General features: G+C 45.8%; 16 protein-coding genes. 5 read left to right on the top strand and 11 right to left on the bottom strand.

Annotated elements, in window-relative coordinates; genetic code table 11:
• Window positions 1-313 precede the first annotated feature (313 nt).
• From ACFSRY_RS13065 to ACFSRY_RS13045, 5 genes are all read right to left on the bottom strand, one after another.
• A complete protein-coding gene (locus ACFSRY_RS13065; protein ID WP_377508180.1) occupies window positions 314-1837 on the bottom strand; it encodes an ArnT family glycosyltransferase in 1524 nt (507 codons plus the stop codon).
• A gap of 22 nt (window positions 1838-1859) precedes the next feature.
• A complete protein-coding gene (locus ACFSRY_RS13060; RefSeq protein ID WP_377508177.1) occupies window positions 1860-3119 on the bottom strand; it encodes an SdiA-regulated domain-containing protein in 1260 nt (419 codons plus the stop codon).
• A 67-nt stretch (window positions 3120-3186) separates the two neighbouring features.
• Window positions 3187-4461 carry a sensor histidine kinase gene (locus tag ACFSRY_RS13055; RefSeq protein ID WP_377508174.1) on the bottom strand — a complete coding sequence of 425 codons (1275 nt, stop codon included), beginning with the start codon at window positions 4459-4461 and terminating at the stop codon, window positions 3187-3189.
• Entirely contained in the window at window positions 4461-5135 is a 675-nt protein-coding gene (locus ACFSRY_RS13050; protein WP_377508170.1) for a response regulator transcription factor, read from the bottom strand. Before ACFSRY_RS13050 ends, ACFSRY_RS13055 begins: the two co-directional genes overlap by 1 nt.
• A gap of 231 nt (window positions 5136-5366) precedes the next feature.
• Entirely contained in the window at window positions 5367-6242 is an 876-nt protein-coding gene (locus tag ACFSRY_RS13045) for a phosphatase PAP2 family protein (RefSeq protein ID WP_377508166.1), read from the bottom strand.
• A 416-nt stretch (window positions 6243-6658) separates the two neighbouring features.
• On the opposite strand from ACFSRY_RS13045, the gene ACFSRY_RS13040 reads away from it, so the two are divergent.
• Window positions 6659-7480 carry a phosphatase PAP2 family protein gene (locus ACFSRY_RS13040; protein ID WP_377508163.1) on the top strand — a complete coding sequence of 274 codons (822 nt, stop codon included), beginning with the start codon at window positions 6659-6661 and terminating at the stop codon, window positions 7478-7480.
• 633 nt (window positions 7481-8113) lie between these two features.
• On the opposite strand, the gene ACFSRY_RS13035 is transcribed toward ACFSRY_RS13040, so the two are convergent.
• The 6 genes from ACFSRY_RS13035 to ACFSRY_RS13010 form a co-directional block, all read right to left on the bottom strand.
• On the bottom strand, window positions 8114-8380 hold the full coding sequence (locus tag ACFSRY_RS13035) for a redoxin domain-containing protein (RefSeq protein ID WP_377508323.1): 267 nt from the start codon (window positions 8378-8380) through the stop codon (window positions 8114-8116).
• A 199-nt stretch (window positions 8381-8579) separates the two neighbouring features.
• Window positions 8580-9482 carry a magnesium transporter CorA family protein gene (locus ACFSRY_RS13030; protein WP_377508160.1) on the bottom strand — a complete coding sequence of 301 codons (903 nt, stop codon included), beginning with the start codon at window positions 9480-9482 and terminating at the stop codon, window positions 8580-8582.
• A gap of 163 nt (window positions 9483-9645) precedes the next feature.
• Window positions 9646-9909 carry a TFIIB-type zinc ribbon-containing protein gene (locus ACFSRY_RS13025; protein ID WP_377508157.1) on the bottom strand — a complete coding sequence of 88 codons (264 nt, stop codon included), beginning with the start codon at window positions 9907-9909 and terminating at the stop codon, window positions 9646-9648.
• 111 nt (window positions 9910-10020) lie between these two features.
• The gene (locus ACFSRY_RS13020) at window positions 10021-10191 is read right to left on the bottom strand and encodes a hypothetical protein (protein WP_377508154.1); all 171 of its coding nucleotides are present in this window, start codon (window positions 10189-10191) and stop codon (window positions 10021-10023) included.
• Window positions 10192-10526: 335 nt separating this feature from the next.
• The gene (locus tag ACFSRY_RS13015) at window positions 10527-11027 is read right to left on the bottom strand and encodes a hypothetical protein (protein WP_377508151.1); all 501 of its coding nucleotides are present in this window, start codon (window positions 11025-11027) and stop codon (window positions 10527-10529) included.
• A 121-nt stretch (window positions 11028-11148) separates the two neighbouring features.
• Window positions 11149-11532, bottom strand: a complete 384-nt coding sequence (locus ACFSRY_RS13010; RefSeq protein WP_377508148.1) for a hypothetical protein — start codon at window positions 11530-11532, stop codon at window positions 11149-11151.
• A 194-nt stretch (window positions 11533-11726) separates the two neighbouring features.
• Here ACFSRY_RS13010 and ACFSRY_RS13005 point away from each other — a divergent pair, with 194 nt between their 5' ends.
• From ACFSRY_RS13005 to ACFSRY_RS12990, 4 genes are all read left to right on the top strand, one after another.
• Window positions 11727-12068 (top strand): hypothetical protein, encoded by a 342-nt coding sequence (locus ACFSRY_RS13005; protein ID WP_377508145.1) that lies wholly within the window; start codon window positions 11727-11729, stop codon window positions 12066-12068.
• Between the two features lie 222 nt (window positions 12069-12290).
• Window positions 12291-13565, top strand: a complete 1275-nt coding sequence (locus ACFSRY_RS13000; protein WP_377508142.1) for a NupC/NupG family nucleoside CNT transporter — start codon at window positions 12291-12293, stop codon at window positions 13563-13565.
• Between the two features lie 28 nt (window positions 13566-13593).
• Window positions 13594-14250, top strand: coding sequence for a DedA family protein (locus ACFSRY_RS12995; RefSeq protein WP_377508139.1), 657 nt, complete (start codon window positions 13594-13596; stop codon window positions 14248-14250).
• Between the two features lie 109 nt (window positions 14251-14359).
• The gene (locus tag ACFSRY_RS12990) at window positions 14360-15592 is read left to right on the top strand and encodes a nucleoside recognition domain-containing protein (protein WP_377508136.1); all 1233 of its coding nucleotides are present in this window, start codon (window positions 14360-14362) and stop codon (window positions 15590-15592) included.
• Window positions 15593-15753 lie beyond the last annotated feature (161 nt).

The raw sequence follows: 15753 nt of genomic DNA, 5'->3' as shown, positions 1-15753 counted from the left end.
TAGGGCTTCCATTTAGGAACTGACTATGCCCACAAACATTAGACATTGCTTCAGTGAGTGCTTCAGCTTGGTTGCCTTGGGGTTGAAACCTCTGCATTCCCTTACTCTTCACCCAGCAGAAGCAAAATTAAGGTCTAAGCTGCTTCTACGTTAACTAGAAAGAGGTCTCACCAGTAGCATTATTAACAACTTCTTCTAAATCTCTTACGCCAAAGAAGGTTTTTCTCTCAGAAAAATATCATTAGCTAACGCTAACCTACACGAGCAGTGCCTGCAAATACCTGTAAAGTCGGTGCGGGACCTGATGTCTTCTTCAATGTTCTATAGGGTTATCTTCAAACTGAACCAACTGGTCATACCTGTAGTTCCGGCATTCAAAGACAAGGAATTTCCTGACCGGCTTGCCTTCTTCGTCGGTGATGACTATTGGAGAAAGCTCTTTGACCTGATCGAAGTAAGGCAACAGGTCACGCTCTATCTCATTGGACTTAAGGGTGTCGGTAAAGCTGTTGTTGGAGTCTATAAAAAGCGCGTCATTGTTTTTAAGGTGCGACAGATCAGCGTGGGTAAGGGAGAACTGCAGGCCATTTTTCCCCAGTACGTTCCCGGCGTAAACGTCTTCCTTCATATAAAAATTCAGCACCGCCGCCGTCTTGTACCCATCATCAGAGACAATAAAGTGGTTGGGGTAACGCTCCCTCAGGATTTCTACCTCTGCGGCCAGTTGGTCCCACCCCCACCAGGTGTCATCAGACTTTACAGGTACAGGGTAGAAAACCACCTGAACCAGCAGTAGTACGTGCAGCACTACCGAAACTGCCAGATGGTACCTTACATGCCGCTCTGTCAGGTAAATCCCTATGAGAACCACGGCAGCTATATAGGCCGGCATCAGCCAGTTAGACTTCACCAGGTAGACAGACGACAGGGTAAAGAAGAAACCCACAATAGGCAGGAAGAAGCATAAAAGGAAGAGTACATCGCTGTCAGGCATGCTTCTCTTCACGATAGCCTTCTTGCCTACCTTCCAAAAGACGACAAACATAGCCACAAAAAGGACAGGCATTAACAGGAGCAGCTGTGCGCCGATGTTGCCGAAGAAGAACCTTGGGCTCAGGTTCAACTCGGCGATACTGCTCATCCTGTTGCTTGACTGGAATTCAAAAGAAATCCAATCATTCTGCAGGTTCCACATCACAACGGGAGATACTGTTAGCAAGAGGAAAATGAGCAGAAGTAGCATCTGCCTGGAGAAAACATACTTGCGGTGCTGACTGGAGAGCAGCAGAAACAGCACCAGCCCAAGCAGAAGAAAGACAGCCGTATACTTGCTGTTGAACGAAAGGCCCACCGTTATACCGGCCAAAGCCCAGTAGAACCCACTCCCCGTGTGAATCGCCTTATGCAGCAGCAGCAAGGAAAGCGTCCAGAAGAGCACCAGCGGGACATCTGGCAAAGATACCAGCGACAGGTTGGTGACCATGACAGTAGACCCGAGCAGAACCAAAGAGCTTCCAGCCCTGTGCCTAGGCAGGAACTGCTTTGCCAGAAAGTAAAAGGCCACCAGCGAGAAGACGGTGGTAACAGCGTTGGCGAGCTTGATAATGACTTCATCTTTGCTGAAAATCTCTGTGAACAACCTTAGCAAATAGGCTATCATCGGGGGGTGGTCATAGTATGAAAGCGCCAGGTGTTCGCTGTAGTAGTAATAGTAAGCGTCCTGCGGCATGAGGCCCATGCGCTGGACCGTCAGGAGCCTGATGATAACCACTAAAATAAAGAGACTGACAGCGAGGTACCCGCTACGGTAGTGGCTTTGGGTTAGTGCTCTGAGCATAGTTATAAAGCGTTCGCGGACGTTAGAGTCTCTCTGAGAATTTGAGGACAACTGCCTTGCCCTTTTTAGCACCTTCGCTGGCTATGTATAACTCGCCGGCATCGCCAAACGTCATACCTTCTGGCTGCCGAAGCTGTCCTTTATCAAGGGAGAGGCTTTTCTGGACCTGCCCCTGCCGGTTCAGGACCAGCAGGCGGTGGTTAGCGGCATCCAGCAGGTATAAATCTCCGGTAGCAGGGTTTATCTCCAGCGATGAGGGCTGTAGCAAACTGTACCTGTTCTTCGTTTTTTTACCGGCACGACCAAGTCGTTCCTGTGCCAAGGGGACTTTTATGACGGGCACAGGGACCATCTTTTTGTCGGACAGCCTAAAAGCATAGATTCCTTTGTTGTCGCCTAGGCTTTTGTCAAAGCCTTTGCAGGCAATCAGCAGGCGGTTTGACTCAGCGTCATAACCCAGACCCTCGGTATTCTGTGTAGCAGCCAATACAGATTCGTGTAATATGGTCTTAGGCTGTTTAGTTAGAAAGTTGGCTACCTCGTAAAGTGCGCCATCGCTGCGCAAGACATAGGCTGTGTTGTTGACGACCGAGAGCCCTTCGTAGTCACCGGGACCTGCAAAGTTGATTTTCCTAGCTATCGCCCTCTGATTTAGATCATAGAGAAAGATGGCACCCTCCTCATCCTGCACACAGGCAAGTAGGTCGCGCTGCAGGAATGCAATACCAGAAACTTCACGCAGTTCAGATGGCAGTTCCCAGCGAACCTCAGGACTGTTTAGAAGATTTTCTACCTTTTCAGGAGCGCTAAGCTTCATAAGAGAAGCTTTCTGCATGTCTGCCCGCTGAGTATCCTGCAGCTGATTTAGCAGGTTTCCGTCGCTATCGAGTATAAGTACAAATTCATGCGTCCCTTGCTCTAGCACTACTTCATAGTAAGTCTGCTGTTGCTTTACTACACGGTTTACCTCTTCGATTTCATAGGCTGCATACCGTGACCTAATTTTGTTATGTGCCTCTTCCGGCAGGTACTGTGCCTCCACTTCCTCTGAAGATGAAAGCAGCTCACCTCTGGCGTTAAACATGATGTTACGCTCACGCCTGTTCACATTGAATTCAGCCTCGAAGCCATGCGGCTCGTTTTCCCAAGTCACCTTTTTAGCTGTTGGGTAAAGCTCTGTAAAGCGGACTTTAACTGCCTCTGGTATATCGGCTCTGTTCCAGATACTGTTGCACCCATTTAAAACAGTCAAGAGTACTAGCCCCAAAAATCTCTTCATCATCTTATCAACCAGTGTATTTGCTGAATACAAGGTAGGTCAACATTCTGTAGAAAATCTGTAGAAGGCTTTAGCTGTGATTATCAGAAAGTTTAATGCAAAGGCAATGCTCCCCGTGTTCATAAAGGTAGGAGTAACTCATGTTGTAAACATCGCTGATTTTCTTTACCAGCGCCAGGCCAATGCCAAGAGAGCCACTTGTGTTGTTCCCGCTCATAAACCTTCCGAAAAGCTTATCGACAGGGGCCTGAAATGCCTCACCGGTGTTACGTACACAGAATGTTGACTTTTGTAAGGACACATTAATTCGCCCTCCCTCCTGGTTATGGCGGATAGCGTTTACCAGTAGGTTCGAAACAAGTATCTCGGCAAGGCCACGGCTCATATATAGAAAGGTTGGTTCCAGGTCAGATTGCGTTACCTCCAACCCCTGCATCGCCATCATCTCCTCTAATTGCTCTAACTGCTCCTTCACTACCTCATGAAGCGGCACCTCCTCATGTTCTTTAAATTCATGATTCTCTATGCGGGTCAGAAGTATGAGTGACTTATTCAGGCGCGAAAGTCTTGTGGTGGCGGCGTACATTTCTTCCAGCATCTTGGCCTGCTGTTGCGTCAGGCTTTTAGATTGCATAAAGAGCTCTAGCTTACTGTTTACTATTGCAAGCGGTGTTTGTATTTCGTGCGAGGCATTCTCAGTGAACTCTTTCAGGTTGACGTAGTCGTCCTGGATCTTTTTTGTCATGGCCAGCAGTACCTCATTCAGTTCCTGAAACTCCCTGGTGCTGCTCTTATTTAGTTGCAAGGGGGCATGCCGCGAAAGGCTGTAGCGCTTTACTTTTTGCAGCGTCTGGTAGAAGTGGCGCCAGATAGATTTGTTAATCAGGTAGTTTACCGCCCCAAGTCCTATCAGCAACAAAAGGAAGATCCAAGCCATCGCTAGCATCGTGCTTTCAAACAGATCCCGAAAATCTATTAGGGACTTTAGAATGGTATACTCATATGGTTTATCGTTTTGATAGGCCGTAAACCTGAGGTAACGGAAAGGAACATACTCCTCATCGTATTTGCTAAAGATGAGCGTATCCGCCAGCTCTTCCATAGAAGGCGTTACGGCCACGGCTTCACGAACTAATATAGCTTCCGAAATGCCGGAGGTAACGCTTGGCAGGCGGTCATGCTCCCGTATATAAGCCAAAATGTTCTCCTTATCCGTGAATAATTGATCATCAACCTCATCGTAGATCTCGGTTTGCATAATCTTGTAAAAACTGATGCCCCCGACCAGGAATACGATAAAGGATACAAGGAGGTAATATAAGCTGGTCTTAGTTAAGAGTCGCATCAGCAGTTAAACTTATACCCCAACCCGTAAACCGTCTGAATGTAATCTTCGCCGCAAGCAGTAAGCAGTTTTCGGCGCAGGTTCTTAATATGTGTGTAAACAAAGTCCAGCGTATCTAATGTGTCAGCATGGTCGCCCCAAAGGTGCTCTGCGATGGAATCTTTTGTTACTACACGTTTTCTGTTCGAGATAAAGTAAAGCAGCAGGTCATACTCTTTTTTAGTCAGGTTTAGCCTCTCCCCGTCTACAGAGGCCTCAGCAGCATCTGGGAGCACGGTGATGGCACCTGCCTGAACCGTTTTCTGTCCGCTGAAGCTCCGTCGCCTGATAAGAGATTTAAGTCGTGCGTTCAACTCAGATAGATGAAAGGGCTTGGTCAGGTAATCGTCCGCACCTAACTCCAGACCAGTTATTTTATCGTTCAGTGCATTTTTAGCAGATATGATGATGATACCCGTATCAGGTGCGTTTTCTTTAAGCTGGCGCACGATTTCAAGGCCGCTGCCGCCGGGTAGGGTAATGTCTACAATAACGCAGGCATACGTGTAGTCGGAGGCTTTCAGGCTTGCATCCCTAAAGTTGTCTGCATGTTCACAGGTATAGCCCTCTTGCCGTAAATAGGTAATGATTGACTCTTTAAGCACGTGCTCATCTTCTACTACTAGTACTTTCATCCTATTTGATAATATCAGCTAAAGTAAAATAATCTTTAGAGAATCTGCTACCTTAAATTCAATAACTATGTTATTCTAAAACGTTCCCTCAGCAGAACAATTGCCTGCAACCTAGGCATAAGTTGAACATCAGGCTCCCCGACCTCGTCTTTGAACTTTAGTGGATTCAAAAGATAAGTGATAAGAAGCAGGTAAGTTTACCCGTACTTTTAACAAGCACAACTGCCATGGCTAAAAAACAAGTGTGGCGCTGAAGCCAGCATTTCCCGGACCGAGATTCGGTGCCATCAAGAGTTTTTGCTTTCGGTTCATCAGCCTTTGGTTTGCCAGCTCATACAAGTAGTTCACGCCTTTCGCGCTCAGATAGCCAACCGCCGCGCCTTTCATTACATCTGTAGCCCAGTGCACGTTGTCATGTACCCTCGATAGCCCCACAAGCGTGGCCACACCATAGGCTAAGGGCGGGATAAGCTTGTGCTCCCGGTAGACAGTGGCTACAGAAGTGGCAACTGTAAAGGCTGTAGAAGTGTGTGAGGAAGGCAAAGAATTGTGCTGTGTGTTCCGGAAAGGACCATCAAACCTGTCGTTTTCAGGTGACACGTCAGGCCGGTGCCTGCCGAAAGACCTTTTAAGCGTACTAGTTGCTGCAGCGTTTACCAGAATGCTACCAACAGACACGATTCCTACCTTTTGCAGCTTCTCATCCCTTAGTAGCATTCCGGAAGCTACCACCACACCGGCCGCGGGCATAAGGTACCCTTGGCGGCCAAGTGGCTCCACCACTTTTACTATATGATCTGTAAGCGTGCTCCGGTAGTGCTGCGAGAACTTTTGTACAGGCTCATCAAACAGCAGGAAAGTAACGGTCCAGAAGCCAACTCCGGCGGCTATTAGGGCTGTATTCCTGTTTGAAGGCGATAAGTCTCCTCTCAGCCTTCCCGGCCCCGCTTCCTGTTCAGCCTGTAAGTGTATAGGCTGCCCTATACTATCTAAGGTTGCTATCAGCGACTGTGACTGCGCAAGTGTGCTTAGGGGTAAGAGTGGCGTTGCAATGAGCAAACATGCCTGAAGGAACATGCTTGTTGATAAAAAGCCTGATGCTATCATGACTTACTATAATTTAAGTGGGGGCCTATGATTGTTGTTATCCGACTGAAGAGGCCTTGTTCCTCGGCCTGACAGCCACCTTCGTTTGAGCTTCTTCTCTCCAATATTGTCATTTGATTTTGTAGTAATTCTGTAGCGCGGAAAAATAGAGGCACTTGAACGTAGGAAAAATGGAAGTGCTGCCGGTATAGATTTAATAGATACATCGCTATGTAGGTGTTAGCAAAAGGGAATACTGTTATCCTCAAGTATGAAGCTCTAATCTTACTAAAAACCTTTACTTCCTGCTTCAGAAGAAGAATAGTAGCATCTTAAATTTTCTGCTGTTAGCTCAAATTCCTGCCGCTACGAAACACCTTTTCCCCTCGTTCGTTTTACAATTCATGCAGTCATTCCTAACCTAAGCAAATTATGTTTTGAGAATTCACAAGTTACTCACCACAAACCTGGTCTGGCTAAGCATGCTGCTTGCGGCCCCGTTGCAGGCAGTGGCACAGGAGCAGGATATAACAAGCGTAAACATCACTGCTCCAGCTGATACCGTTCTATCCGGGCAGCCCCCCCCTTCTGCGGAACCACAGCGGCTGGAGGCTAACGACAGGCGATTTCTGACCAGAGCGGTCCTTCCTTCTGCTTTGCTGATAGCGGCAGGCATTTACACGTACGGGGGGCAGGGCGTGTTAAGCAGCCTTGATGTCTTTGACTACAGGAACCAGACCTTCCCTGACTTTGGGACCAAGGCAGATGACTTTGCCATGTTTGCGCCGCTGGTGGGGCTGTATGGCTTTAACCTTGTCTCGCCGCTGAATCGCCACAAACTGGGTCGACAAACTGTCCTGTTCTTCTCTGCCGTAGGGATCACGTCGGCCATAGTCGGGCCCACCAAGCTTATCACCGACATTGAAAGGCCAAACGGGGAACCCTACGCCTTTCCGTCGGGCCATACGGCCTATGCCTTTACCATTGCCACCTTTATGGACAAGGAGTTCCGTCACACGACCCCTTGGGTAAGTGTGGTGAGTTATGGTATCGCGGGCGGAACGGGTGTGCTGCGCGTACTAAACAATGAACATTGGATGTCGGATGTGTTGGCGGGCGCCGGAGTAGGCATACTTTCTGTGAATATGGTGTACTGGGTACATGCCAAGTTAACCAAAGGTGGCGGGCTGAAGACTTCTGTGGTGCCTGTGGTGCTGCCAAACGGCAGCCCGGGTATTGGCATGCATGTGCAGTTTTAAAGGCTACATGGTGTCCATGCTTTACTGACATATCCTTAGGCTTCGGCAAGAATCTCTAAGACTCATGTTGACCCTGAAAGGATATGACACATTGCCTCCTCTTAATTCTATTAGAAACTAATTTCAGAAAGAGTAGCTAAGTAAACCTGCTCTGCTGATAACAGGTCTTATCTAAAGCAAAGCGTACTTCTTGCAATTGAGAATTCCCCTACCTGTAGAAAACTTTCTAAGGCCGCCAAATCTCTGTGGAAAACGTTCGATAATTCCATCCTTAGGTCTACTACTATAAAAAAAGCCGTTCCAAATCGAATGGAGCGGCTTTTTTTGGTTCGATAATTCATCCCCTTCAGTCACTCAAGGCTTCTTTACACATTCCCCAGCTGGTTGTGTTAACGAGTATCAGTTTTGCAACGGGAGCAAACAAAAAGCACCTGTTAAAGATCAACAGGTGCTTTGTACACAAGGCTATAATTCCCGGCTATGACTCACGCCATTTTATCGTACATCCAATGGCTTTGGTGTTAGCCTGGTTCACCGTTTTGTTGGCTACCAGTTCATCCAAGGCGGTCTCAGCGTACTTCTTCTGTACTTGCTCCGGCTCCCGGTAGTTATCGTCTATCGTGCCGATGTAGCCTACCTGGAGTTTGCCGTTCTGCTGCTTCTCAACAATGTACAGGTGCGGGTAGCACCGTAGGCTTTTGCTGTCTCCTGCGTCTCGTCGTGCAGGTAAGGGAACGGGAAATTCTTCTCCTTGGCACGCTGCTGCATGTGCGCGAACGAATCTTTCCGCGATTCCTCTACATCATTCGGGTTGATGGCAATAACCGGGTAGCCTTTGGGGGCATACTTGTGGTGCAGCGCGATAAGGCGGTCTTCGTAGGCTACAGAGTAAGGGCAGATGTTGCAGGTGAAGGTAACGACAAAGCCTTGCTCTTGTTAAAGCAGACGAGAAAATGAAAGGCAATCAGTAAGCGAATAAGTAACTAAAGCTCGCAAAGTCCTTTAACAATAATTTTATAGTTTTACCCTTTTGGTCTACATGATAAACAGGGAAAAGCGCTTAGGTACACACTGAGAAGCCATTAAGTATTGAAGACTGTTACAGCCAACCTTTTCTTCTAAACCATTGGTAAATGGAAAAGGTAACGACTACCATCACTCCAACCACTGCAGGATAGCCATACTTCTCCTCAAGTTCGGGCATAAATTCAAAGTTCATCCCATAAACCCCAACAATAAAAGTCAGGGGCAAAAAGAATGCGGAGAAAATGGTGAGTACACGCATCACCTCATTGGTTCTTTGAGAGGAAAGCGAAATATAGGTATTGATCAGGTTGTTAGTACCATCGTTCACCTCCTCATACTGTGTTACCAGATGCACATATAAGTCTTTCAGGTCCTGTATATCCGTTGGCTGAAAACCTTTTAAATTTAAGTTGCTTAAAATAACTTCAGATAAACGAAGTACCCGCCTGCAGACCGTGGCCTTTCGCTTTAAATGGTAGAGCCCTTTGGTGAGCGGAGGCATTCTTTGATTAAGAAATGTTTTGGTTTCATAGTAGTCCAACTCATCAGCCAGCTTTTGCGCTGGCTCCTCATATGACTTGAGCACGTTTTTTATCAGCCTGATGAGCAGGTCCTGAGGCATCTTGATTAAGTCTGTGCCTAAATACTTCTCTTTGACCTGTTCGATGAGATCAGAAGGATTACGGTGGATAGTAATGACGTATTTTTCAGAAAAGAATATGGCAATTTTGTTTGTAAGTTCCTGAATTGTGTCAGCCTCCCGGTGCGCCCGGTTATCAAACACCCTAGCAATCATAAAATCAATATCTCCAATTGCTTCGTACTTTGGAAGATGCTCCGGCTGAAGAGAGTCAATCACAGAAGAGCGGTGAAGACCATGCTCCTGTGCCAGGTCCTGGAGCTCCTCTTTGGTAGGGCTCTCCAGATCAATCCATTGCCAATCAGATTCATCAAGAGGCAATAATGTTCTTATCATAGAATATTTTCATTTGCACAATTAGCGACTTATACCTTTTAACTACTAAGAGAAAACCATCCGGCTTTAAAGGCAATGTAAACATTCACTAATCCTGTCCTAATGATATCCACTATGAATCGAGCCGTGCCTCTACGGCTCGATTCATAGTGGTGAAAGTGAACTAGTCGAACAGCTCGCTTAAAAAAGACTTTTTCTTTTTGTGAGGATGTTTCGTGTTATAATCTTTGCCGTACTCACCATAGCCATAGCGTTTATAATCCGACTCATAATTTTCCTTCTTAGCGTAATGATCAGCTGAACGCTCAATGATCTTTTCAAGTTCTCCACGGTCAAGCCAAATTCCGCGGCAACTTGGGCAGTAGTCAATTTCAATTCCTTTCTTATCGCTCATCAAGAGCGTTTCATTGCATGACGGACATTTCATAATTTATGTATTTATGGTTTGTTTATTTCTTGCCTGATTTTGTCTGCCAGACATTATAAATATTGATACCACTTAAGTTATGGTTAATTGACAACAACACAATTAAGAAGTTTAGATTTTTCTTCCTCCTCTACCCGCCTTCATCATATTATCAGGATTCAATGTTGTGTAAAGAAATGGCCTTGAGCCATACCTGATGTTGCTGCGCACCTCAGCAGTTTCATTCCTACGAATGCGGTTGATGATGTTTACCTTATAGCGCTCCCTCCCGTGTGTGATCACCCTTCGCTTTATTTACATAAAGAGGTGGCCAGTGCAAAACTTTCCCCTAGAATGGTATACGCACAAATACAGCAAAACTCTCCCTACGGGAGCGGCCCGTACTCCTCCTTGATTTTAGGAACATAGGTAGAAAGGCTAACAGTTATCTGTTTTCAGGCTAACCATACCGCTGACAGATAAGCAGCGGTGGAGCTACTGCTAAAGTCTAGAAGTAATAATCTGATTTTTGAAGTCTTCTAAAAACAAGGGCTCAGAAGTTCTCACCCCGAACCCTCGTTTTAGACATACAAATTTTCTACAGAAAACTTAAGACTAAGGCTAATATATATGACAGATTACCTAGTCTCCAAAGCCATTGCCCGTGAGGGTACCGCCAGAAAGGAGCCAATAATGGCTTCCCATTTCTTTGCAAGCAAAAGCTCTTCATTAAGATTCAATGTCTCCTCCTTGTTGTAGAATTCTAAATAAGTTGGTGAAAGTTTCAGACCCAACCGATAGGTGAGCAACAGCCCTACATTATCTATTACCTTGTCTCCCTTCACCTCTCTGCTTATGTTTGATACCGTACACTTTTCTACTTGCGAGAGATCTATTAGTACCTGATCATATCCTTCTTCATGCTTTTTTGTATAAAACAGCATTTTCTTATCAGGGTCAACGCCAAGTGCATAGCAGGGATCCCAAAACTCATTTTTTAAGATCGACAGACCTTGCTTTGCTGCCATGTCTGAATAATCCTGAAGGCTTTTCCCATTTTGCCTTTTTTGAAGTAAAAAGATAGGCACAATAAAAACAGCCAGGCACAGAACTCCTATAATTATTGATTGTAATTCCATATTAATTCTTTATAAATAAATACTTAATATGCCTGCCAATACAGTAGCTTAGCACTGTTGATGGCGGGCAAAAAGGACGTGGCCGAGTGTACTCAACCGCGTAAAGCAAAGAAACAGGGAATTACCAGAAATAATGAAAAGGAAAGACTATATCAGGTGGTGAAAGGCTTCGGCAAATTCCGTTCGAGCGAAGGAGATCCTGCAAAACCAGGCTTTGTATCCTTTGCTCAATTGATTGGTATATGCCTAAAGCACCAGGGCGGTAGTCTTTAGAACTTGAACCAGCCACAGTTCTAACTGAGCTAACTACAGTCTCGTCAGACTTGTTCAGGAAGTGAAACTTGATCTGCAAGCTTTGGGAAAAGCTTGACTGGGCATTTTCTACTCCTGCTTCAGTAACATAAACTTGTTGGGGCACCCTCTCCGAAGTGCTCACTCCCATGCTCGCATAAGCAAGCATAAAAGAGAGAAGCAGAAGCAAAGCTGATTCAGTGAATTTACCCATCGCCAAATCTACATGGTTTTAAATAATGTATCTCTATGCATTTATAAATTTTTTATTTCGAGCGAGACTATAAATGAATTAGTTATGCAACAACGCCACTTTAGCTAAAGCAGACTTCTTTTTAACTGTTCCGCTAAATTATACTGACCAAAAGATTTGTTTATCTGACATTCACTCAGCTAACTTTACGCCCCATGAACGGAAGCGAGCGTTTGCACAAACACCTGAAGGTTGCCATTCTAATGGTAGTCACCTTACTGCTTTTGTCTGTGCAGCAACGCCTCATACCTGGCTCCCATTCTAAGTTTGAAAAGCCAGCGACAGAGGCTGACGATCACCTTTCTTTTAACATTAGCCCAGATATTGCCAGTAGTTATGGAATTCTGCACGACAGCACTCCTTTCTTGCGTACTGCGCTGTTGTTCTTTTCATTGCTCCTGTTTCTATTTCCTTTTGCCAAAGCACTTAAGGTTGTATCGTTTACTCCCCCAATCCTATCCCGTAATTTCTGCTGTATAGTCCCTAAAGGACCATAGTTGATTCTTTTCATTTATTCTTTCCTACAGGCTTCTGCCTGAGAGCTTTTCTGCTTTGGTGCAAATAAAGCTGCTGCGGTTTTGCCCGTACCTGGAGAGAAATATGGCCTTTTAGTGAAGCTAACCTCCACACAAAGAAAGAAAAGTATTCACATCTGAGGCAATCTGTGGCAGTCGCTGCGGAAAAAAGTAGTCATACAACAGAGTAGAACATCTTTATACATGTTACAGCGTTTTACAGGCCTGATAGGCATTGTACTCATTCTCGCAATTGCTTTTTTAATCTCCAACAACCGTAAGGCTATCAACTACAGGCTTGTTGCTTCTGGGCTTGGGCTACAGCTTTTGTTGGCCATTTTCATACTAAAAGTTCCTATCGGGCAGGCCCTCTTTGCAAAGATAGGGAGCGCCATAACAAAGCTCTTAGCCTTTTCAGACAAAGGAGCAGAGTTTGTTTTTGGGGCAATCGTAAGGAAAGACCTCATGGACCAGGCCTTTGGTATCGGCAATGACTTTATCTTCTTCTTTAAAATTATACCTACTATCATCTTTGTGTCCATTCTGGTGAGCATTGCCTACCACATCGGCCTTATGCAGCGAATCGTCTCCCTCGTGGCAAGGGGCGTGTACAAGCTTATGGGCGTTAGCGGCAGCGAAGCCTTATCTAATGTTGCCAGCGTGTTTGTAGGACAGGTGGAAGCTCAGATTATGATCAAGCCCTACCTGAACAGTATGACAAAGTCTGAGTTGCTGGCCTCCATGGCGGGCAGCATGGCTTGCATTGCCGGCGGGGTGATGGCTGTATACATTGCCTTGGGCGTACCTGCTGAGTATCTGATCGCGGCAAGTTTAATGGCGGCCCCTGGCGCACTGGCTATTGCCAAAATCATATACCCTGAAACACAACCCTCTGAAACCCGGGGTGAGGTACGGCTTTCAGTAGAGAAGCAACACACGAACCTGGTAGACTCTATTTCACACGGCGCATCGGATGGGTTAAAAGTAGGTTTAAATGTGATTGCTATGCTAATAGGTTTTATAGCCTTAATAGCTCTTGCTGATTACATGCTAGGCTTTTTGGGCAGAGGCCTTTCCTATTTAGGAAACCCTTTGTTAGCAGACTATGACTTAAGTAGCCTTAGCCTGAAAAGCATGTTGGGCAGCATATTTTCCATTTTTGCATGGGCAATGGGTGTTCCTTTCAAGGATATACATGTTGCTGGTGCGCTTATGGGAGAGAAAATGGTAATAAATGAATTCGTGGCCTACTTAGATTTAGTGAAGGTAAAAGGGCAGTTAGACCCTAAGACACTTGTGATTGTAAGTTTTGCACTTTGCGGGTTTGCTAACTTTAGTTCTATTGCCATACAAGTGGGCGGCATTGGCCAATTAGCACCCGAACGCCGTCAGGATTTAGCCTCGCTTGGCTTCAAGGCCCTGATCTGCGGAACACTGGCGTCTTACTTGTCTGCAACACTGGCCGGTATAATTTTATAGTTCACGCCATCCCAATTTTCCTTTTAGTATGGAATTCATTCATAGTATAATCGACTTCGCCCTGCATATTGATCAACACCTGGTAGGGTTGGTAAAGGGGTATGAGGGTTGGATTTACCTTATCCTGTTCCTGATTATCTTTTGTGAGACAGGACTGGTGATAACACCTTTTCTGCCCGGTGATTCGCTCCTGTTCACCTTAGGTGCGATGGCAGCTGTCCCTGCCTATGGGTTGGACTTAATTCTACTCATGGGCCTTCTCTGTGCTGCAGCGATTCTTGGAGACTCTTTTAACTACTACACAGGCACCAAAATAGGCGACAGGGTTTACCTTAGGGACTTTTGGTTCCTGAGGCGGAAGCACATAGACCAAACGCAAGTCTTCTATGAGAAGTATGGCGGCCGCACGATCATCTACGCCCGCTTCATACCGATTATCCGCACGTTTGCTCCCTTTGTTGCCGGAATCGGTAAAATGAACTACTCCCGTTTTCTTACTTACAACATTACAGGAGCTATTGTATGGATTGCCTTTTTCATGGTTGTAGGATACATGTTCGGAAACATTCCTGCTGTTAAGAATAACTTCACACTGATCATACTTGGTATCACTGCTCTTTCCGTTAGCCCGCCGATTATAGCGGTTATCAAAAACAAAGTCGGCCAGAAGAAGGGAAGCCACTGAAGTGCCTAATCCATTGGCTCACGGCTGTACTCTCAGCCTATAGGTATTTTCCCTTTTGACCGCCAATTACAGCAATCACCAAAATTAACCCATTTAAAGATCAACCTTCATGGTGCTAAATTACCTTTGGGCAGGTTTCTTCCTGATAGCTTTCGGCATAGCTTTGTTTCAACTTATCCTATTCCAGGACTACGACATCTTTCAGAAGCTTGTGGCCAGTACTTTCGACAACGCAAAGTTAGGTTTCGAAATATCCCTTGGTCTTACCGGGGTAATGACGCTTTGGCTAGGGCTCATGAAGGTCGGTGAACGAGGGGGGATCATCGCTATTTTTGCAAAATTGGTCGGACCATTCTTTAACCGATTGTTCCCCAACATACCAAAAAACCACCCGGTCTTTGGTTCGATTCTGATGAACTTTTCTGCCAACATGCTGGGGTTGGATAACGCAGCCACGCCTTTAGGACTAAAAGCCATGAGGGAGATGCAGGAATTAAACCCGAGCCAGGACACAGCTTCCAACCCCCAGATAATGTTCCTAGTTCTTAATACCTCGGGGCTGACCATTATACCAATCAGTATCATGGTATTCCGGGCACAGCTTGGGGCCGCCGATCCCTCTGATGTTTTCATCCCGATTCTACTGGCAACCTTCTTCTCCACCTTGTCGGGATTAATAGCTGTTGCCATATACCAGCGCATTAATTTGCTTGATCCGGTTATACTTGCCTATTTAGGCACTTTAATTTTGTTGATTACAGGCCTGATCTATTACTTCAGCACTATAACCCAAGAGCAGATAAGTATTATTTCTACTGTCGCCAGCAATGTTATCCTCTTCTCCATAATAATCTCTTTCATCACACTAGCCTTGATTAGGAAAGTGAATGTGTACGAAGCTTTCATTGAGGGCGCAAAAGAGGGATTTTCAGTTGCCATCTCCATCATCCCTTACCTGGTGGCTATTCTGGTTGCGATCGGAGTGTTCAGAGTCTCAGGAGCACTGGACATGCTGGTGAATGGTTTAGGGTACCTTATTGCTGCTGCAGGCTTGAACACGGATTTCGTGCCGGCTCTACCAGTGGCTTTTATGAAGCCGCTAAGCGGTAGCGGCGCGCGTGGACTGATGGTGGAAGCGATGACCACCTACGGGGCCGACTCTTTTGTAGGACGACTTGCATCGGTCATACAAGGCTCAACGGAGACTACCTTCTATGTTTTGGCTGTCTACTTTGGTTCTGTTGGCGTTCGGAGAACCAGGTATGCTCTGACCTGTGGTTTATTGGCAGACCTTGCAGGTATTGTGGCCGCTATCTTCATCGCGTATCTTTTCTTCCATTAACTGTGGGCAGAAAATGTTGCAGGTTAGTCATCAATAGGAGCTGATTCTTCTATCATATAATATTCTATTGCCCGTGTCATAAATAGGCTTTACAAAAAAACTCCTTGAATGCCAACACGGAAAATTGTGAATCAGCTTTGGCGATTGTAAAAAATATTTAA

It is taken from the genome of Pontibacter locisalis (genome assembly GCF_042684605.1).
Classification (GTDB): domain Bacteria; phylum Bacteroidota; class Bacteroidia; order Cytophagales; family Hymenobacteraceae; genus Pontibacter; species Pontibacter locisalis.
The sequence above is the reverse complement of the archived record's forward strand: the minus strand, read 5'-3'. Positions and strand labels throughout refer to the sequence as shown.